Source organism: Pseudomonas rhizosphaerae (assembly GCF_000761155.1).
Classification (GTDB): domain Bacteria; phylum Pseudomonadota; class Gammaproteobacteria; order Pseudomonadales; family Pseudomonadaceae; genus Aquipseudomonas; species Aquipseudomonas rhizosphaerae.
This window is the reverse complement of the sequence record NZ_CP009533.1, coordinates 70,884-89,656: the sequence shown is the minus strand read 5'-3', so window position 1 is coordinate 89,656 and position 18,773 is coordinate 70,884. Positions and strand designations below refer to the sequence as shown.

General features: G+C 62.1%; 20 protein-coding genes. 12 read left to right on the top strand and 8 right to left on the bottom strand.

Annotation, left to right across the window (positions count from 1 at the left end):
• Window positions 1-15 precede the first annotated feature (15 nt).
• From frr to rpsB, 4 genes are all read right to left on the bottom strand, one after another.
• Window positions 16-573 (bottom strand): ribosome recycling factor, encoded by a 558-nt coding sequence (gene frr / locus LT40_RS00425; RefSeq protein WP_043185087.1) that lies wholly within the window; start codon window positions 571-573, stop codon window positions 16-18.
• Window positions 570-1,313: a UMP kinase gene (pyrH, locus tag LT40_RS00420; protein WP_043185086.1), complete on the bottom strand. Its 744-nt coding sequence runs from the start codon at window positions 1,311-1,313 to the stop codon at window positions 570-572. The genes frr and pyrH overlap by 4 nt, the downstream gene beginning before the upstream one ends.
• A gap of 192 nt (window positions 1,314-1,505) precedes the next feature.
• Complete coding sequence (tsf, locus tag LT40_RS00415; RefSeq protein WP_043185083.1) at window positions 1,506-2,378, bottom strand: translation elongation factor Ts; 873 nt, start codon at window positions 2,376-2,378, stop codon at window positions 1,506-1,508.
• 179 nt (window positions 2,379-2,557) lie between these two features.
• Window positions 2,558-3,298 carry a 30S ribosomal protein S2 gene (gene rpsB, locus LT40_RS00410; RefSeq protein ID WP_043185081.1) on the bottom strand — a complete coding sequence of 247 codons (741 nt, stop codon included), beginning with the start codon at window positions 3,296-3,298 and terminating at the stop codon, window positions 2,558-2,560.
• 346 nt (window positions 3,299-3,644) lie between these two features.
• Between rpsB and map the strand changes: the two genes are divergently transcribed.
• The 4 genes from map to LT40_RS00390 all read left to right on the top strand — a co-directional run bounded on the left by map (window position 3,645) and on the right by LT40_RS00390 (window position 9,182).
• Window positions 3,645-4,427: a type I methionyl aminopeptidase gene (gene map / locus LT40_RS00405; protein ID WP_043185079.1), complete on the top strand. Its 783-nt coding sequence runs from the start codon at window positions 3,645-3,647 to the stop codon at window positions 4,425-4,427.
• A gap of 53 nt (window positions 4,428-4,480) precedes the next feature.
• Window positions 4,481-7,183 carry a [protein-PII] uridylyltransferase gene (locus tag LT40_RS00400; protein WP_043185077.1) on the top strand — a complete coding sequence of 901 codons (2,703 nt, stop codon included), beginning with the start codon at window positions 4,481-4,483 and terminating at the stop codon, window positions 7,181-7,183.
• A 1-nt stretch (window position 7,184) separates the two neighbouring features.
• Window positions 7,185-8,381: a succinyldiaminopimelate transaminase gene (gene dapC, locus LT40_RS00395; protein ID WP_043185075.1), complete on the top strand. Its 1,197-nt coding sequence runs from the start codon at window positions 7,185-7,187 to the stop codon at window positions 8,379-8,381.
• 66 nt (window positions 8,382-8,447) lie between these two features.
• Window positions 8,448-9,182 (top strand): M12 family metallopeptidase, encoded by a 735-nt coding sequence (locus LT40_RS00390; RefSeq protein ID WP_052393160.1) that lies wholly within the window; start codon window positions 8,448-8,450, stop codon window positions 9,180-9,182.
• Here the strand turns inward: LT40_RS00390 and LT40_RS00385 are convergent.
• Complete coding sequence (locus LT40_RS00385; RefSeq protein WP_148308493.1) at window positions 9,179-9,508, bottom strand: hypothetical protein; 330 nt, start codon at window positions 9,506-9,508, stop codon at window positions 9,179-9,181. The two genes, LT40_RS00390 and LT40_RS00385, sit on opposite strands and share 4 nt — an antisense overlap.
• A 157-nt stretch (window positions 9,509-9,665) precedes the next feature.
• Here LT40_RS00385 and LT40_RS00380 point away from each other — a divergent pair, with 157 nt between their 5' ends.
• Window positions 9,666-10,823 (top strand): sensor histidine kinase, encoded by a 1,158-nt coding sequence (locus tag LT40_RS00380; protein ID WP_052393158.1) that lies wholly within the window; start codon window positions 9,666-9,668, stop codon window positions 10,821-10,823.
• Window positions 10,824-10,844: 21 nt separating this feature from the next.
• Here the strand turns inward: LT40_RS00380 and LT40_RS00375 are convergent, their stop codons facing one another.
• Window positions 10,845-12,491 carry a Na+/H+ antiporter gene (locus LT40_RS00375; protein WP_043185071.1) on the bottom strand — a complete coding sequence of 549 codons (1,647 nt, stop codon included), beginning with the start codon at window positions 12,489-12,491 and terminating at the stop codon, window positions 10,845-10,847.
• A 215-nt stretch (window positions 12,492-12,706) separates the two neighbouring features.
• Here LT40_RS00375 and LT40_RS00370 point away from each other — a divergent pair, with 215 nt between their 5' ends.
• The 4 genes from LT40_RS00370 to LT40_RS00355 are packed head-to-tail and all read left to right on the top strand — an operon-like array spanning window position 12,707 to window position 15,783.
• Entirely contained in the window at window positions 12,707-13,054 is a 348-nt protein-coding gene (locus tag LT40_RS00370) for an ArsC family reductase (protein WP_043185069.1), read from the top strand.
• Between the two features lie 35 nt (window positions 13,055-13,089).
• On the top strand, window positions 13,090-14,124 hold the full coding sequence (gene dapD, locus LT40_RS00365) for a 2,3,4,5-tetrahydropyridine-2,6-dicarboxylate N-succinyltransferase (RefSeq protein ID WP_043185068.1): 1,035 nt from the start codon (window positions 13,090-13,092) through the stop codon (window positions 14,122-14,124).
• Between the two features lie 55 nt (window positions 14,125-14,179).
• Complete coding sequence (locus LT40_RS00360) at window positions 14,180-15,385, top strand: aminotransferase class V-fold PLP-dependent enzyme (RefSeq protein ID WP_043185066.1); 1,206 nt, start codon at window positions 14,180-14,182, stop codon at window positions 15,383-15,385.
• Window positions 15,382-15,783, top strand: coding sequence for a SufE family protein (locus LT40_RS00355; RefSeq protein WP_043185064.1), 402 nt, complete (start codon window positions 15,382-15,384; stop codon window positions 15,781-15,783). The genes LT40_RS00360 and LT40_RS00355 overlap by 4 nt, the downstream gene beginning before the upstream one ends.
• A gap of 101 nt (window positions 15,784-15,884) precedes the next feature.
• Here the strand turns inward: LT40_RS00355 and tcdA are convergent, their stop codons facing one another.
• The gene (gene tcdA / locus LT40_RS00350; protein ID WP_043185062.1) at window positions 15,885-16,697 is read right to left on the bottom strand and encodes a tRNA cyclic N6-threonylcarbamoyladenosine(37) synthase TcdA; all 813 of its coding nucleotides are present in this window, start codon (window positions 16,695-16,697) and stop codon (window positions 15,885-15,887) included.
• Between the two features lie 157 nt (window positions 16,698-16,854).
• Between tcdA and LT40_RS00345 the strand changes: the two genes are divergently transcribed.
• The 3 genes from LT40_RS00345 to LT40_RS00335 all read left to right on the top strand — a co-directional run bounded on the left by LT40_RS00345 (window position 16,855) and on the right by LT40_RS00335 (window position 18,130).
• Entirely contained in the window at window positions 16,855-17,220 is a 366-nt protein-coding gene (locus LT40_RS00345) for a YajD family HNH nuclease (protein WP_043185061.1), read from the top strand.
• A gap of 8 nt (window positions 17,221-17,228) precedes the next feature.
• Window positions 17,229-17,699, top strand: coding sequence for an RNA methyltransferase (locus LT40_RS00340; RefSeq protein WP_043193186.1), 471 nt, complete (start codon window positions 17,229-17,231; stop codon window positions 17,697-17,699).
• A 65-nt stretch (window positions 17,700-17,764) separates the two neighbouring features.
• On the top strand, window positions 17,765-18,130 hold the full coding sequence (locus LT40_RS00335; protein ID WP_043185059.1) for a YgaP family membrane protein: 366 nt from the start codon (window positions 17,765-17,767) through the stop codon (window positions 18,128-18,130).
• An 88-nt stretch (window positions 18,131-18,218) separates the two neighbouring features.
• Here LT40_RS00335 and LT40_RS00330 read toward each other — a convergent pair whose 3' ends face one another.
• Window positions 18,219-18,668, bottom strand: coding sequence for a YcgN family cysteine cluster protein (locus LT40_RS00330; RefSeq protein ID WP_043185058.1), 450 nt, complete (start codon window positions 18,666-18,668; stop codon window positions 18,219-18,221).
• Window positions 18,669-18,773 lie beyond the last annotated feature (105 nt).

Sequence of the window (18,773 nt, the reverse complement as noted above, 5' to 3'; positions counted from 1 at the left end):
AGACGGACTAATTCCTTAAACGGCCATCAGGTCCGCTTCTTTCTGCTTCACGGCCGTTTCGATGTCCGCGACGAACTTGTCGGTCAGCTTCTGGATATCATCGGCGGCACGACGTTCTTCGTCTTCGCTGATTTCCTTTTCCTTGACCAGATCCTTGTACTGGCTCAAGGCATCACGACGGATGTTGCGCACGGCCACGCGGGCATCTTCGGCAGCGTCACGCGCCTGCTTGGTGAAGCCCTTGCGGGTTTCTTCGGTCAGTGCAGGCATGGAGATCAGCAGCAACTCGCCCAGGTTGGTCGGGTTGAGGTTCAGGCCGGCGGAACCGATGGCCTTGTCGACCGCAGCGAGCATGTTGCGCTCGAACGCGACGACCTGCAGGGTGCGCGAGTCCTTCACGGTAATGCTGGCGACCTGGTTGATCGGGGTGTCGGCACCGTAGTAGGGAACCTGGACGCCTTCCAGGATGCTTGGGTGCGCCTTGCCGGTACGGATACGACCGAACGCGTGCTGCAGCGACTCCAGGGATTTCTGCATGCGCGCCTGCGCATCCTTCTTGATTTCGTTGATCATACTTCGCCTTCCTCGATCAGAGTTCCTTCGGCGCCGCCCACTACGATGTTCAGCAGAGCGCCAGGCTTGTTCATGTTGAATACCCGCAACGGCATCTTGTGATCACGGCACAGGCAGATGGCGGTCAGGTCCATCACGCCCAGCTTGCGATCCAGTACTTCATCGTACGTCAGGCGGTCGAATTTCTCAGCATTCGGATCCTTGAACGGATCGGCCGTGTAGACACCGTCGACCTTGGTCGCCTTGAGCACCACGTCGGCATCGATCTCGATGGCGCGCAGGCACGCTGCGGAGTCGGTGGTGAAGAACGGGTTGCCGGTACCGGCGGCGAAAATTACCACATCACCGGAATTGAGGTGACGAATACCCTTGCGACGATCGTAATGGTCGGTCACGCCTACCATGGAGATAGCCGACATGACGATGGCGGCAATGTTGGAGCGCTCGAGCGCATCGCGCATCGCCAGGGCGTTCATCACCGTGGCCAGCATGCCCATGTGGTCGCCGGTGACACGGTCCATGCCGGCGGCGCTCAAGGCTGCGCCGCGGAACAGGTTGCCGCCACCGATGACCAGGCCCACCTGGACGCCGATGCCTACCAGCTGACCCACTTCGAGGGCCATGCGGTCCAGCACTTTCGGGTCGATCCCGAAATCTTCGGACCCCATCAGGGCCTCGCCGCTAAGTTTGAGCAAAATGCGTTTATAGCGAGGTTGACGACCACTCACCTGCTGAGCCATTGCGTGTCTCTCCTGCGGCGTTTAATAAATTCTGGACGGGCCGGTGTACGGCGCGCCTAACTCTAGCTTGCGGCACTGCGACAGTACCACCGGACCTGCGCCTTGTAAGCGGCTAAATCCGGGTTCCAACTTTGAAAAAGAGGCTGCGCGCGTAAGCGGGCAGCCTCTTTGGGGCAACAGAACGAATCCGTCTTATTGCTTGCTGGCAGCGGCCACTTGTGCGGCAACTTCGTCAGCGAAGTTGTCGACAGGCTTCTCGATGCCTTCGCCTACCTTGAAGTAGGTGAACGAAACGATTTCAGCACCGGCTTTCTTGGCCAGGTCGCCGACCTTGACTTCAGGGTTCTTGACGAACGCCTGCTCGACCAGGCTGGCTTCGGCGAGGAACTTGCTGATACGACCAGCAACCATTTTCTCGACGATTTCGGCTGGCTTGCCCTTGATCTTGTCTTCGTTCAGGCTCATGAAGACGCCCTTCTCACGCTCGATGGCCTCGGCCGAAACCTGCGATGGCAGCAGGAATTCCGGGTTGCTGGCAGCCACGTGCATGGCGATGTCGCGAGCCAGTTCGGCGTTGCCGCCGTTCAGGGCGACGATGACGCCGATCTTGTTGCCGTGCAGGTAGGCATCGACAACGTCGCCTTCTACACGCACCAGGCGGCGGATGTTGACGTTTTCGCCAACCTTGGCAACCAGGGCTTCACGGGCCGACTCTTGAGCGGCGATCAGTGGCGCAGCGTCGGTCAGCTGGTCGGCGAAAGCCTTTTCCACGCTGGCGGCGACGAAGTGCTTGAAGTCGTCCTGCAGAGCCAGGAAGTCGGTCTGCGAGTTGACTTCCAGGATGACTGCGGACTTGTTGTCGGCAGCAACCTTGACGGCGATGGCGCCTTCGGCAGCAATGTTGCCTGCTTTCTTGGCGGCCTTGATGGCGCCCGAAGCACGCATGTCGTCGATGGCTTTTTCGATGTCGCCGCCGGCCTTGGTCAAGGCCTTTTTGCAATCCATCATGCCTTCGCCGGTACGCTCGCGCAGTTCTTTGACCAACGCTGCAGTAATCTCTGCCATTTCAAATTCCTCTTGGATAGGTGTCTAACCATTCCACCCGTTAACGGGCGTTCAATTCGTGACCTTGCCAGCGGCTCTTTACAGTTCGAGCGATGACGATGCCGGCAATGGTTCTCGAGGTGGCAAAAAGGGGGCCTAGCCCCCTTTTTGCGTACCGAGTAAACGCTGGGCGTCTAGACTCAGCCTTCTACCGCTGCGGCAGGTGCGTCCTGAACGTATTCTTCAGTACCGCCAGCCACGTGGTTGCGACCACGGATGACCGCGTCGGCCATCGAACCCATGTACAGCTGGATGGCGCGAATGGCGTCATCGTTGCCTGGGATGATGTAGTCAACGCCTTCAGGGCTGCTGTTGGTGTCGACGATGCCGATGACCGGGATGCCCAGCTTGTTGGCTTCGGTGATCGCGATGCGCTCGTGGTCGACGTCGATGACGAACAGTGCGTCAGGCAGGCCGCCCATGTCCTTGATACCACCCAGGCTGCGATCCAGTTTTTCCAGATCACGGGTGCGCATCAAAGCTTCTTTCTTGGTCAGCTTGGTGAACGTGCCATCTTCGGCCTGGGTTTCCAGGTCACGCAGACGCTTGATCGAAGCGCGGATGGTCTTGAAGTTGGTCAGCATGCCGCCCAACCAGCGATGGTCGACGTACGGCGAGCCGCAACGTGCTGCTTCCTCGGCGACGATCTTGCCGGCGGAACGCTTGGTACCGACGAACAGGATCTTGTTCTTGCCCTGGGCCAGGCGCTCTACGAAGGTCAGCGCTTCGTTGAACATCGGCAGGGTTTTTTCGAGGTTGATGATGTGGATCTTGTTACGCGCGCCGAAAATGTACTTACCCATTTTCGGATTCCAGTAACGGGTTTGGTGACCGAAGTGCACACCGGCCTTCAGCATATCGCGCATGTTGACTTGGGACATGATAGTTCCTTGATAAGTCGGGTTAAGCCTCCACGTATCCCAATGACCAACCCGTGGCAGAACCACCGGCACCCAGGTCATCGTGTCGACACGTGTGTGGGTTTGGTTGCTCCCGGGGCATCCCCGGAAAGCGGCGCATTTTATACCATAGCCGTCCGGATATAGAAACCTGAAATAGCGTCGATGCACGACGGCTTTTGCGCCGCTGCCGGATTCGCGCGACAATACCGCCCATCACCTCTTATATAGAGGCGTCGCCAGCACCGCACGGCAGTCCGCGGCGGCTCTGGTAGAATCGCCTCGATTTCCAGCCTGCGAATGCGCGCGAGCGCTCAGAGAGCCCCGAATGACCGTTACCATCAAGACCCCCGAAGACATCGAGAAGATGCGCATTGCCGGCCGCCTGGCCGCCGAGGTGCTGGAGATGATCGCGCCTCACGTCAAGGCCGGTGTCACCACCGAAGCGCTCGATCGCCTGTGCCACGACTACATCGTCAACGAGCAGCAGGCCATCCCTGCCCCGCTCAACTACAAGGGCTACCCCAAGTCGATCTGCACCTCGATCAACCACGTGGTCTGCCACGGCATTCCCAATGAGAAGCCGCTCAAGGACGGCGATGTCCTGAACATCGACGTCACCGTGATCAAGGATGGCTACCACGGCGACACCAGCCGCATGTTCCACGTCGGCACCGTGCCGGTGTGGGCCGAGCGCCTGTCGCAGGTGACCCAGGAGTGCCTGTACAAGGCCATCGAGCTGGTCAAGCCGGGCTGCCGCCTGGGCGACATCGGCGAAGTCATCCAGAAGCACGCCGAGAAGAACGGTTTCTCCGTGGTCCGCGAATTCTGCGGCCACGGCATCGGCAAGGTGTTCCACGAAGAACCCCAGGTGCTGCACTACGGTCGCGCCGGTACCGGCATGGAACTCAAGGAAGGCATGACCTTTACCATCGAGCCGATGATCAACCAGGGCAAGGCCGACACCAAGGTGCTGGGCGATGGCTGGACGGCCATCACCAAGGACCGCAAGCTGTCCGCACAGTGGGAGCACACCCTGGTGGTGACCGCCACCGGCTACGAGATCTTCACCTTGCGCAGCGACGACACCATCGCCCGCGTCTCGGCGTAACGCTGCACGCTCGGGCAACCCGTTCAGGTCACTCATCTCTTCAGGAATACGACATGCCGCAGGTGGATCCGGAGTTGTTCGATCGCGGCCAGTTCCAGGCCGAACTGGCGTTGAAGGCAAGTCCCATCGCGGCCTTCAAGAAAGCGATTCGCCAGGCCCACGACGTGCTCGACGAGCGCTTTCGCAATGGCCGCGACATTCGCAGGCTGATCGAAGACCGCGCCTGGTTCGTCGACAATATCCTGGAACGGGCGTGGAGCCAGTTCGACTGGAGCGAGGATGCCGACATCGCCCTGGTCGCCGTGGGCGGCTATGGCCGTGGCGAGCTGCATCCCTACTCCGACATCGACCTGTTGATCCTGCTCGAAAGCCCTGACTACGAAGTCTTTCGCGATTCGATCGAGCGTTTTCTCACGCTGCTGTGGGACATCGGCCTGGAAGTGGGCCAGAGCGTGCGCTCGGTGGAGGAATGCGCGGAGCAGGCGCGCGCCGACGTCACTGTCATCACCAATCTGATGGAAAGCCGCACCATCGCCGGGCCCGAACGGCTGCGCAAGCGCATGCTCGAGGTCACCAGCACCGAGAAGATGTGGCCCAGCCGCGAGTTCTTCCTGGCCAAGCGGGCCGAGCAGAACGCCCGTCATCACAAGTACAACGACACCGAGTACAACCTGGAGCCCAACGTCAAGGGCTCGCCCGGTGGCCTGCGCGACATCCAGACGTTGCTGTGGGTGGCACGCCGCCAGTTCGGCACGCTGAACCTGCACGCACTGGCCGGGGAAGGTTTCCTGGTGGAAAGCGAGAACAATCTGCTGGCCTCTTCCCAGGAGTTTCTGTGGAAGGTGCGCTACGCCCTGCACATGCTGGCCGGGCGCTCGGAAGATCGCCTGCTGTTCGACCACCAGCGTTCCATCGCCGGCCTGCTGGGCTACAAGGACAGCGACGCGAAACTGGCGATCGAGCGGTTCATGCAGAAATACTACCGTGTGGTGATGAGCATCGCCGAGCTCAGCGACCTGATCATCCAGCATTTCGAGGAAGTGATTCTCGGCGACCCCGATGCCGGTTCGACGGTACCGATCAATTCGCGCTTCCAGCTGCATGATGGCTACATCGAGGCGACCCACACCCAAGTGTTCAAGCGCACGCCGTTCGCGATGCTGGAAATCTTCGTGCTGATGGCGCAGAACCCTGAGATCAAAGGTGTGCGCGCCGACACGATTCGCCTGCTGCGCGAGCATCGCCACCTGATCGACGACGCGTTTCGCACCGATATTCGCAACACCAGCCTGTTCATCGAGCTGTTCAAGTGCGAGGTGGGCATCCACCGCAACCTGCGCCGCATGAACCGCTACGGCATCCTGGGCCGCTACCTGCCCGAGTTCGGCCGTATCATCGGCCAGATGCAACACGACCTGTTCCACATCTATACGGTCGATGCGCACACGCTCAACCTGATCAAACACCTGCGCAAGCTGCAATACACGCAGGTTTCGGAGAAATTCCCGCTCGCCAGCAAGGTCATGGAGCGCTTGCCCAAGCCTGAGCTCATCTACCTGGCCGGCTTGTACCATGACATCGGCAAGGGGCGTAACGGCGACCATTCCGAACTGGGCGCAGTGGATGCCGAGCACTTCTGCCAGCGTCACCAGTTGCCCGCCTGGGACAGCCGGCTGATCGTCTGGCTGGTGCAGAACCATCTGGTCATGTCGACCACGGCGCAGCGCAAGGACCTGTCCGACCCCCAGGTGATCCACGACTTCGCCCAGCAGGTCGGCGACGAAGTGCACCTGGACTATCTCTACGTGCTGACCGTGGCCGACATCAACGCGACCAACCCCAGCCTGTGGAATTCCTGGCGCGCCAGCCTGTTGCGCCAGCTGTATACCGAGACCAAGCGCGCGCTGCGTCGCGGTCTGGAGAATCCGCTGGACCGTGAGGAGCAGATTCGTCGCACGCAGAGCGCCGCCCTAGAGATACTGGTACGCGGCGGGACCGATCAGGACGACATCGAGCAGCTCTGGTCGCAGCTGGGCGACGACTACTTCCTGCGCCACAACGCCGGCGACGTGGCCTGGCACACCGACGCCATCCTCCAGCAGCCTGCCAATGGCGATCCGTTGGTGCTGATCAAGGAAACCACCCAGCGCGAATTCGAAGGCGGCACGCAGATCTTCATCTATGCGCCCGACCAGCACGACTTCTTCGCGGTGACGGTCGCGGCGATGGACCAGCTCAACCTGAACATCCATGACGCGCGCATCATTACCTCCAGCAGCCAGTTCACGCTCGATACCTACATCGTGCTGGACAACGACGGCGGCTCGATCGGCAACGATCCGCGCCGGGTCGCGCAGATTCGCCAGGGTCTGAGCGATGCGCTGCGCAACCCCGATGACTACCCCAACATCATTCATCGCCGCGTGCCGCGCCAGCTCAAGCATTTCGCCTTCCCGCCGCAGGTCACCATCCAGAACGACGCCCAGCGGCCAGTCACCATCCTGGAGCTGAGCGCGCCCGACAGGCCTGGCCTGCTGGCACGCATCGGCAAGATTTTCCTGGAGTTCGACCTGTCGTTGCAAAACGCCAAGGTCTCTACCCTGGGCGAACGCGTGGAAGACGTGTTCTTCATCACCGATGCGCACAATCTGCCACTGTCCGACCCGCAACTGTGCAGTCGGCTGCAGGCCACCATCGTCGACCAACTCAGTGTCAGCCAGGCGCCCGGCGTCGAGCTGTCCCGTTTGAGCATTTGATATGAACCATGCGTTGAACCAGTTGCAGCCCTACCCTTTCGAGAAACTGCGCGCCTTGCTCAGTGGCGTCACGGCCGCGGCCGACAAGCGTCCGATTGCCCTGTCCATCGGCGAACCCAAGCACAGCTCGCCAGCCTTCGTGAAACAGGCACTGGCCGACAACCTCGACCAGATGGCCGTGTACCCGACGACCCAGGGCATCCCGGCCCTGCGCGAAGCCATCGCGCAGTGGTGCGAGCGGCGCTTCCAGGTTCCGGCGGGTTGGCTCGATCCGGCACGCCACGTACTGCCGGTCAACGGCACCCGTGAGGCGTTGTTCGCCTTCACCCAGACCGTTGCCCAGCGCGACGTCGACGGGCTGGTGGTCAGCCCCAATCCGTTCTATCAGATCTACGAGGGCGCAGCGCTGCTGGCGGGCACCAAGCCGCACTACCTGCCGTGCCTGGACCAGAACGGTTTCAACCCGGATTTCGACGCGGTCTCGGCCGATGTCTGGCAGCGCTGCCAGATCCTGTTCCTGTGTTCGCCCGGCAACCCGACCGGCGCTCTGGTGCCGATGCCGACCCTGAAAAAACTCATCGCCTTGGCCGACGAATACGACTTCGTGATCGCTGCCGACGAGTGCTACAGCGAGCTGTACTTCGACGAAGACGCACCACCGCCCGGTTTGCTGACGGCCTGTGCCGAGTTGGGCCGCAGTGACTTCAAGCGTTGCGTGGTGTTCCACAGCCTGTCCAAGCGTTCCAACCTGCCAGGTTTGCGCTCGGGATTCGTGGCGGGCGATGCGGATATCCTCAAGGCGTTCCTGCTATACCGCACCTACCATGGCTGCGCGATGCCCGTGCAAACCCAACTGGCCAGCATCGCTGCCTGGCAAGACGAGGCCCACGTACTGGCCAACCGCGACCTGTACCGGGAAAAATTCGATGCCGTGCTGGACATCCTGACGCCGGTGCTGGACGTCAAACGCCCCGATGGCAGCTTTTACCTGTGGGCCAAGGTGCCTATGGACGATGCTCAGTTCTGCCGCGAACTGTTCGAACAGGAACACGTCACGGTGGTGCCTGGCTCTTATCTGTCGCGCGATGTCGACGGGCTCAACCCAGGGGCAGGCCGCGTGCGCATGGCGCTGGTCGCACCGTTGAGCGAGTGTGTCGAAGCCGCCCAGCGTATTCGCCGCTTTCTCGAGCGTCGATAACACATAGCTACGCCTTTGCCGGGCGTTTGATCGACATCATGGGTGGCTCTTTTCACGGAGTCATCGATGATGTGCGATCTACTGTTCTGCAAGCCCCTTCCTGCCATTGATTTCGAAGCGTCACACCGTATTGCGCTGGCCGAACGCCCAGACAATGCGCTGCACGTTTCCGCGGGCGGACGCTCCAAACGCGCCGTGGGCCAGTTCTCGAAGTTCTGGGCACCCGGTCGTACGCTGACCATCGGCTTTTTCAACGACACGCCCACCGAACACAAGGCCGCCATCGAGAAAGTGGCCCGGCAGTGGCTACGCTCGGCCAACCTGAAGTTCGATTTCGTCGACGGCGCTTTTGCCGACATCCGCATCTATACCGGCGGCGATGACAACCACAGTCATGTCGGCACCGATGCGCTGCTGGTCAGTCCGATGGATGCAACCATGGCCTTGAGCACCAAACCGGACGATCCATTGTTCGGGCGCACGGTGCTGCACGAATTCGGTCATGTGTTGGGGTTGCTGCACGAGCACCAACACCCCAAGGCGAACATCCCGTGGGACATCCCTGAACTGTATGCCTACTTCGCAGCCAAGGGCATCGATCGACAGACCGTCGACCTCAACCTGCTGGACAAGACCGACAAGGCACTGGCCAAGGGCACGGCCTACGACCGGACCTCGATCATGCATTACGCGGTGCTGCAGGAGCAGACGGTCGGTGATTGGGAAGTGGGCATCAACCACACCTTGAGTCGCCGCGACCGCGCGTTCGCCCGGCGCATCTACCCCAAGGTTATCGCCTAACGTCCGTGACCGAGGTGGGCGTCGTTCATGTCGAAGCCGGCCAGCGCTTCGTTCATCGCCTGACCGCCCATCCGGCGCTGTCGGCGCACCACGGGGCGCACTACATATCGGGGCAGGTGCTCGAATTCGTATTCGTCCCACACCTGCTCGTCGCTGGTCTGCTGGAAATCGGGCCACTGCCCGATGACCAGGAAAACCACCTGCGGCATGAGCGCAATCGCCAGCATCGTGTTGAAATCGACCAATCCCAGCCCACCGAGGGCAGAACCAACGGTAACGGGTATGGCGCTACCGATGGCCGTCCACAGTTTGGATAATCTGAGCATGGGGCAAGACCTCACGTGGGTTACTGTATGCATATACAGTAACCCAAGCAAAGGCGTGTGATCAATCCCTAGGTTATCCGAGCGCGAGCCGGCCCTTGATGGTTTAATCCTTGGACCGAGGTGCCATCTGGGGCTTCATGACAAGGAATCCGTCTTCATGCGCCTGTCAGACTTCATCCTCAAGAATATCGAACCCATCCTGCAAACCTGGGAAGATTTTGCCCGAACCCTGGAAACCCCAGGCACGCCGCTCAATCGTGAAGACCTCAGGGATCACGCGTACTTGATGCTGCAGACCATTGCCGAGGATCTGCGCACCCAGCAGTCGAGCCAGGAGCAGACCGAGAAGTCCCAGGGACACGGCGAACAGGACGATGACACCGCCGCCCGTACACATGCCATCGCCAGGCTGCTTTCCGGATTCACCATCGAGCAGGTCGTCGCCGAATTTCGCGCACTGCGCGCCAGCGTCATCAAGCAGTGGTTGAGCAACGCCAGCGAAAACGCCGAAATCGATGTCGAGGACATGATTCGGTTCAACGAGGCGATCGACCAGGCCCTGGCCGAATCCGTGGCCAGCTACACTCAGGCCGTACAAGCCTCGCGAAACGTCTTTCTGGGCATATTGGGACATGATCTGCGTACGCCGCTGGGTGCGATCATGCTGGGCGCGGACGCGCTGCTGCGAACGGATGATCTGAGTACCCGCGCCACCAAGATCACCTCGCGGATCTACACCAGCGTGAAGCGCGCCTCGCGCATTGTCGGCGACCTGCTGGATTTCACTCGATCCCAACTGGGCCCTGGTCTGCCGGTGTCGAAGACGATGAGCGATGCGGCGCCTGCGCTTGACCGCGTCGTCGAAGAGCTGCGCATGGTCAACCCGACCGCGACAATAGTCGTGGAGAGCCCCAGCAGTGCTGTCGGCCTGTACGACGCAGCGCGCCTGGAACAGGTGTTTTCCAACCTCATCGGCAACGCTCTGCAACACGGAGATCCCAGCGCGCCCGTTAATGTGGCGCTGGACTCCAGCGGCGCTAAACTCCGCTTAACGGTTCACAACACCGGTGCTGTCATCCCCGAACACGTCCTTGAGTCCATCTTCAATCCGCTGGGCAGGTACTCACCCGACGCAATGGCCGAAAAAGGGCCGCATGCCAGCCTGGGTCTGGGGTTGTTCATCGCTTCCGAAATCGTGAGCGCACATCAGGGGCGCATAGACGTCACTTCGAGTGCGGAAGCGGGCACCGTGTTTGCCATCGAGATTCCTACCGGCGCCAGTGATATCCAGAACCTTCCAGGCTCGCTGCGCTAGCCACAGATTGTCTGCCACCGCTCAGCGTCCGTGGCCGAGGTTGGCTTCGTTCAGGTCCAGCTCGGCCAGCACCTCGCGCACGGCATCGTCGCCGATCCGGCGTTCGCGGCGCATTTCATAGAGCGCCAGGCGTTGCGCGCGCAGCGCCTTGATCCGCAGGTGGCGTTCGAGTTGATCCATCTGCCGGGCCAGTGCCTGGGCTTCGGCGGAGTCCTCGAACACCTCCAGTTGCTGCCGGTACTCGGACATGATCCGCGCCTTGAGCTCGGTCGCCAGTGCCGCCTGGCTGGCATCCTGTTCGTTGGCCTTCTGCGCCGGGTCTTCCTCTTCCAGCGAGCGAATGGCCGATTCGGCGGTGTAGCGCCAGGCATCTCGCACCTCCTGGCGTGCGCCCTGGTCATCGCTGGCGGCCATGCCACGCAGCAACAGAGGCAAGGCGATGCAGGCCACTACCAGCGACAGCAGGATGACGCCGGCGGCGATGAAGATGAGCAGGTCACGCTGGGGGAAGTCCTGACCGGGTGCCATCAACAGAGGCACCGACATGACACCGGCCAGGGTCACCGCGCCGCGCACACCCCCCAGGGTCAGCAAGGCGCACGAGCGGGCGTCGGGCAGCCGGGTGATGGTGGCCTTGCCGCGCAGGCGGCGTATCCACGTCATCGCCCGCCAGGTGCTCTGGACCCAGACGAAGCGCAGCGCCAGCAAGACCCCGAAGATCGCCAGTACCTCCAGGCAGCGCCACGACAGCGCCGGCCATAGCGTCGGTTCGTGGCTGAGCACCGCCTTGACGATGTCTGGCAACTGCAAGCCGAGCAGCAGAAAGATCAAACCGTTGAAGGCGAACTCCAGCAGCGCCCAGACGCTGCGGTTGAGAATGCGCGTGCGGGTCTGCCGGGGCAGCAGGTCCAGCCAGCTCTGCATCATGCCGGCGGCCACCGCGCTGAGGATGCCCGAGGCACCCAGGCGCTCGGCCAGCACATAGGCGGCAAACGGCAGCAACAGCATGAACACCACATGGGTGGCCGGATCGTCCCAGCCGCGCGCGATCATCCAGACACGCAGGCGCCCCACCACCCAGCTCAGCAGCACGCCCAATGCCAGGCCGCCGACCGCCACCAGGACGAACGTGACACTGGCATCGGCCAGGGAGAACACGCCGGTGATCGCTGCCGCCAGGGCAAACTTGAAGGTCACCAGGCCCGAGGCATCGTTCATCAGCGCTTCGCCCTGAAGGATACGCATCAGTGGCGTTGGCAAGCGGTCCTGGGCGATGGCCGACACCGCCACCGCATCGGTCGGTGACAGCACGGCAGCCAGGGCAAAGGCCACCGGCAGCGGGATGTCGGGCAGCAACCAGTGAATGAAGTACCCCGCCCCCAGCACCGTGAACAGCACCAGGCCCACCGCCAGCATCAATACGGGGCCGCGGTAATGCCACAGGTCACGCTTGGGGATGCGCCAACCATCGGAAAACAGCAGTGGCGGCAGGAACAGAAACAGGAACAGTTCAGGCTCGAGCGCCACGTGCAGACCTAGTGTCGGCCAGGCGAGAATGGCCCCGGCCGCGATCTGCAGCAAGGGCAATGGCAGGGGAATGACGCGGGCGAGCAACCGCGAAACGCCGACCAGCATCAACAGAATCAGCACGGTGTAGGCGGTTTGCATGGGGCAGGACTTCCTTTGGATCGACAGACAGTGGCCATGGTAACGGTTTGCAACATGTTCGCGCGCAACCGAAGTGTCGCACCCTATCGAACGCTCGACCGAGCACTCGCCAGCCCCCCGCCACGCAAGCATGGCGCTGTCACAGTCGATGCCGCATAATTCCCCGATTCGTTTTCGGGAGGCAGTGGGGCGCATTCGTAGCCCCTCCTAGATCAATGACGCACATTCTTTATGGCATCAAGGCTTGCGACACGATGAAGAAGGCCCGCACCTGGCTCGACGAGCATCAGGTGCAATACGCCTTCCATGACTACAAGACGGTCGGCATCGACCGCGAGCACCTGTCCCGCTGGTGCGACGAGCACGGCTGGCAGGTGGTGCTGAACAAGGCCGGTACCACGTTCCGCAAGCTTGCCGACGAACAGAAGGCCGACATCGATCAGGCCAAGGCCATCGAGCTGATGCTCGCCCAGCCCTCGATGATCAAGCGCCCGGTGTTGCAGCTTGGCGACAAGACCGTGATCGGCTTCAAGCCCGACATCTACGCAGCGGCCCTTGCCTGACACGGGCCCGCACTCATTCTGCACGAGGTAATTCCATGTCCAATTCTCTGTTCAGCCTGGCCTTCGGCGTCGGCACGCAAAACCGTCAAGGCACCTGGCTGGAAGTGTTCTACGCCCAGCCCCTGACCAACCCGTCCGCCGCGCTGGTCGATGCCATTGCCCCGCTGCTGAGCTACACCGGCGGCAACCAGGCCATCACCTTCAGCAACACCCAGGCTTCGCAACTGGCCGAAGCACTCAAGCACGTCGATCCGGCGCAGGCTGCCCTGCTCACTCGCCTGGCCGAAAGCCACAAGCCACTGGTCGCAACCCTGCTGGCCGAAGACGCCGCGCTGACCTCCACGCCCGAGGCGTACCTGAAGCTGCACCTGCTGTCGCACCGTCTGGCCCAACCGCACGGTCTGAACCTGGCCGGTATCTTCCCATTGCTGCCCAACGTCGCCTGGACCAGCCAAGGCGCGGTCGACCTCGCCGAACTGGGTGAGCGTCAGCTGGAAGCGCGCCTGAAGGGCGAGTTGCTGGAAGTGTTCTCGGTGGACAAATTCCCGAAGATGACCGACTACGTCGTACCGGCCGGTGTGCGCATCGCCGACAGTGCCCGTGTCCGCCTAGGCGCCTACATTGGCGAAGGCACCACCGTCATGCACGAGGGCTTCGTCAACTTCAACGCCGGCACCCAAGGCCCGGGCATGATCGAAGGCCGGGTTTCGGCTGGTGTGTTCGTCGGCAAGGGCTCGGACCTGGGCGGCGGCTGCTCGACCATGGGCACCCTGTCCGGTGGTGGCAACATCGTGATCAAGGTCGGTGAAGGCTGCCTGATCGGCGCCAATGCCGGTATCGGCATCCCGTTGGGCGACCGCAACACCGTCGAAGCCGGCCTGTACATCACGGCGGGCACCAAGGTGGCCCTGCTCGACGAGCAGAACCAACTGGTCAAGACCTTGAAGGCGCGCGACCTGGCGGGCCAGCCCGACCTGCTGTTCCGTCGCAATTCGGTCACCGGCGCCGTGGAGTGCAAGAGCCACAAGTCGGCCATCGAACTCAACGAAGCGCTGCACGCTCACAACTAAGTGGCGATATCGGGCCCGGCATCTCTGCCGGGCCTCTTGCCCGGGGTCTTCGACCATGTTCCACGCCTCCCCCTGGCGCTCTGACTTCCCAGCCATCGCCGCCTTGCAACACCAGCAGCAGACCTACCTGGACAGCGCTGCCACCACGCAGAAACCACACGCCCTGATCGACGCCATCGGCCAGTACTACGCCCAGGGTGCGGCCAACGTGCATCGCGCGCAGCATCTGCCTGGCTCCTTGGCCACGCGTGCGTTCGAAGCCAGCCGCGAGAAGGTCGCGCAGTGGCTCAATGCAAGCAGTGCGGAGCAGATCGTTTTCACCCACGGTGCAACCAGTGCCCTGAACCTGCTGGCCTATGGCCTGGCCGAGCAGTTTCAGCCAGGCGATGAATTGGTGATCAGCGCCGCCGAGCACCACGCCAACCTGCTGCCCTGGCAACAATTGGCCAAGCGTCGCGGCCTGTCGTTGCGGGTTCTGCCACTGGAAGCCAGCGGCGTGGTCGATCTGCAAGCGGCCGCGCAGATCATCGGACCGCGTACTCGGGTATTGGCAGTGAGTCAGTTGTCCAATGTGTTCGGTGCGTGGCAACCGCTCTCGCCCCTGCTGGCGCTGGCTCGGGCTCAGGGTGCGACCACGGTGGTGGATGGCGCCCAGGGTGTGGTGCACGGACGCCATGATGTGGAACACATGCAGTGCGACTTCTATGTGTTTTCCAGCCACAAGCTGTACGGCCCGGACGGCGTCGGCGTGTTGTATGGGCGCCGCGAAGCGTTGCTGAAGCTGGCGCACTGGCAGTTCGGCGGCGAGATGGTGCACCAGGCTGATTATCAGAGCGCCAGCTTCCATCCCGCGCCTTTGGGCCATGAGGCAGGTACCCCGCCTATTGCCAGCGTCATCGGCCTGGGCGCGACTCTGGATTACCTGAGCGGCCTGGATACGCAGGCAGTCGCAGAACACGAGGCAGGCCTGCATGCACAACTGCTGGCAGGGTTGCGGGCGCGCAGTGGCGTTCAGCTGCTCGGCGCACCGCAGGTCGCGTTGGCCAGCTTTGTCGTGGAGGGCGTGCACAACGCCGACCTGGCGCACCTGCTGACCGATCAGGGTATCGCCGTGCGCGCTGGTCATCATTGCGCCATGCCGCTGATGAAGCACTTGGGTTTGTCCGGCTGCATCCGTGTGTCCCTTGGCCTGTACAACGATTCGGGCGATCTGCAGCGGTTTTTCGAGGGCTTGGACAAGGCGCTGGAGATACTCGTATGACGTTGAGTCCACAGGCTCAAGAAGCATTGGAAGTTTTCACCCAGGCTGCCGGTTGGGAGCAGCGCGCGCGGTTGCTGATGCAGTGGGGCGAACGCCTCGAGCCGCTTGCCGATGAGCAGAAAGTGGAGGCCAATCGCGTGCACGGTTGCGAAAGTGTGGTGTGGCTGGTGGCCGAACGGCAGGGCGAGCGCTGGCATTTCAAGGCAGCCAGTGATGCGCGGATGATCCGCGGCTTGCTGGCGCTGCTGCTGGTGCGGGTCGAGGGGCTGGAGTCGCAGGCGCTGCGGGAGCTGGATCTTAACGCTTGGTTCGAGCAACTGGGCCTGGGCCGCCAGCTGTCTCCCTCGCGCAGCAATGGGCTGAATGCAGTGTTGAAGCGGATGGGCGAGCTGGCGTGAACCTAAGGGTCAGGTAGGATTTTTCGCGGCCGCTGACCGCTCCCACGCAGGAGCGGTCAGCGGCCGCGAAAAAACCGCTGCGCTACACCTGCCCTACCCCCTCAGGCGCCCGCCTTGACCCGATCCGCCGGCCGCCGCACCCCGGCGACGATCTTGTCGACCGCCTTGGTCGCCGCCACCATGCCAAAAGTCGCCGTCACCATCATCACCGCGCCAAAGCCCCCCGCGCAGTCCAGCTTCACCCCGTCACCGACAAAACTCTTCTGCAGACAAATGCTGCCATCGGGCTTGGGGTAGCGCAGCTGCTCGGTGGAGAACACGCAGGGCACGCTGTAGTGACGGGTGACCGTGCGCGAAAAGCCATAGTCGCGACGCAGTGTCGAGCGCACCTTGGACGCCAGCGGGTCGTTGAACGTACGGTTCAGGTCGCACACTTGAATCAGGGTCGGATCGATCTGTCCGCCGGCGCCGCCAGTGGTGATGATCTGGATCTTGCGCCGCTTGCACCAGGCGATCAGCGCGGCCTTGGCATTCACGCTGTCGATGCAGTCGATCACGCAATCGAGGTTCGGCGTGATGTATTCAGCCATGGTGTCGCGGGTGACAAAATCAGCCACCGCGTGCACGGTGCAGTCCGGGTTGATGCCGCGCAGCCGCTCGGCCATCACCTCGACCTTGGGCTTGCCCACGGTGCTGTCCAGTGCATGCAGCTGACGGTTGGCGTTACTGACGCAGACATCGTCCAGGTCGAACAGCGAGATTTCCCCCACCCCGGTGCGGGCAATCGCTTCCGCCGCCCAGGACCCGACGCCGCCCACACCCACGATGGCCACGTGCGCATCACGCAGGCGCTGCATGCCCTGCAGGCCATACAGGCGGGCGATACCGGCGAAACGGGGATCTTCTGTACTCATGGGGCGGCACCTCAAAAAACCGGCGCGCAGTATACATCACAGCCTGATACAGGGGCGGTCATGGGATGCGCCGAGCTTTTCGCGGCCACGGACCGCTCCTACGGACGAGGGAAACCGTTAATATAGCGCCTGACCGTCATTATCCGAGGTGAACCCCATGAGTTCGTCCACACCCCATACCGCCAAGCTCGATCGCATTCTGGCCGATGCCCAGCGCGAACGCGAAAGCGGCTACCGCGACAAGGCCCTGCGCATGTACCCCCACGTGTGCGGCCGCTGCGCCCGCGAGTTCGCCGGCAAGCGCCTGAGCGAGCTGACCGTGCACCACCGCGACCACAACCACGACAACAACCCCCAGGACGGCTCCAACTGGGAATTGCTGTGCCTGTACTGCCACGACAACGAACATTCGCGCTACACCGACCAGCAGTACTACGCCGAAGGTTCGACCAGCAGCCCGACCATCGCCAAGGCGACCCACAACCCCTTCGCGGCCCTGGCCGGATTGATGAAAAAAGATTGAGCGAGCACGTGGCCAACAAACGGTACAGCTGCATCGGGTTGTTCAACCCCAAATCCCCGGAAAACGTCGGCTCGGTGATGCGCGCCGCCGGTTGCTACGGGGTCAATTCGGTGTTCTACACCGGCAAGCGCTACCAGCGTGCGCGTGATTTCGTCACCGACACCAAGCGGGTTCACTACGACATCCCGCTCATCGGCATCGACGACCTGCAGAAGATCATCCCCCTGGGCTGCACGCCAGTGGCCGTGGAACTGGTCGACGGCGCACGCCCGCTGCCCGAGTACACTCACCCGGACCGCGCCATCTACATTTTCGGGCCCGAAGACGGCAGCCTCGACCAGAGCGTGCGCGACTGGTGCGAAGACACCATCTACATCCCCACCACCGGCTGCATGAACCTGGCGGCCACGGTCAACGTCGTGCTCTACGATCGACTTGCCAAGGGCAACAACACACGTTCTGGGCCCAAATTCAAATAAGCCGATGGAACAGCGTGACGATTTGGCAGTCAGCTTGTTATCACTGCCCTATCAGGAGATTCACCATGAGCGACAGCAAAACCGTGGACGTCATCAAATCCGTTACCCAGCCCGACTACCATAACGTCAAGGGCTGGGAACGCGCCGGCTCGTTGCTGGTAGGCGTCGTCACCATCGGCAAGGGTCTGCGCCGCGGCGGTATTTTCGGCCTGATCCAGTTCGCCATCGGCGGCGCTGCCCTGGCTCGCGGTTGGAGCGGTCACTGCGCGGCCAAGTCGCTGGCCGAAAAAGGTCGCAGCGATCTGGAAGAGATCCGCAACAAGATCGAACGCGCCGGCGAAGATCTGCTGAACCTGAAGAAGAATGCCGATTCGGCCACTGACACTGCGACCGTGACCGGTGAAGATCCAGCTGTGACCCCCAAGGTCTAAGCGTCCGGTATCAGGCGCACCCCTGCACGCTGCGGGGATGCGCTTCACCCGTGTGAATCGACCTTCGCAAAATGAGCCCTGCGCTCGATCAGCCCGCCCGAAAGATCAGATAGTCTTCCCAGTCGTCTTCGTTCACATCCTTCTCGCTGACCATTTTTCCAGACTGCGAAATACGCTGTTTGTGCACCTGTTCGCGATCACCGCAGACCAGATGATGCCACAGCGGCAAGTCCTGCCCCTGGCTGACCAGGCGGTAGCCGCAGGTGGGCGGCAGCCACTTGAACTGGTCAGCCTGGCCCGGCGTCAGCTGGATGCAGTCGGGCACTTCGAGCTTGCGCCGTGGGTAATCACTGCACTGGCAGGTCTTGAGGTCCAGCATCTTGCACGCCACGCGGGTGTAGTAGACGCTCTCGTCATCCTCGTCCTCGAGCTTCTGCAGGCAGCACAAGCCGCACCCGTCGCACAAGGACTCCCACTCGAGCGGATCGAGTTGCTCGAGCGTCTTGCGCATCCAGAAGGGTTCGACGATGGCGGCCATGTTACCGAGTGTCCTGTACGAAATTGACGGCTCAGGTAGGGGCAGTACCTGAAAGGGCCGACAGTCTAGTGCGCTGTAACCCACGGGCCAAGCCTTGGCGACTAC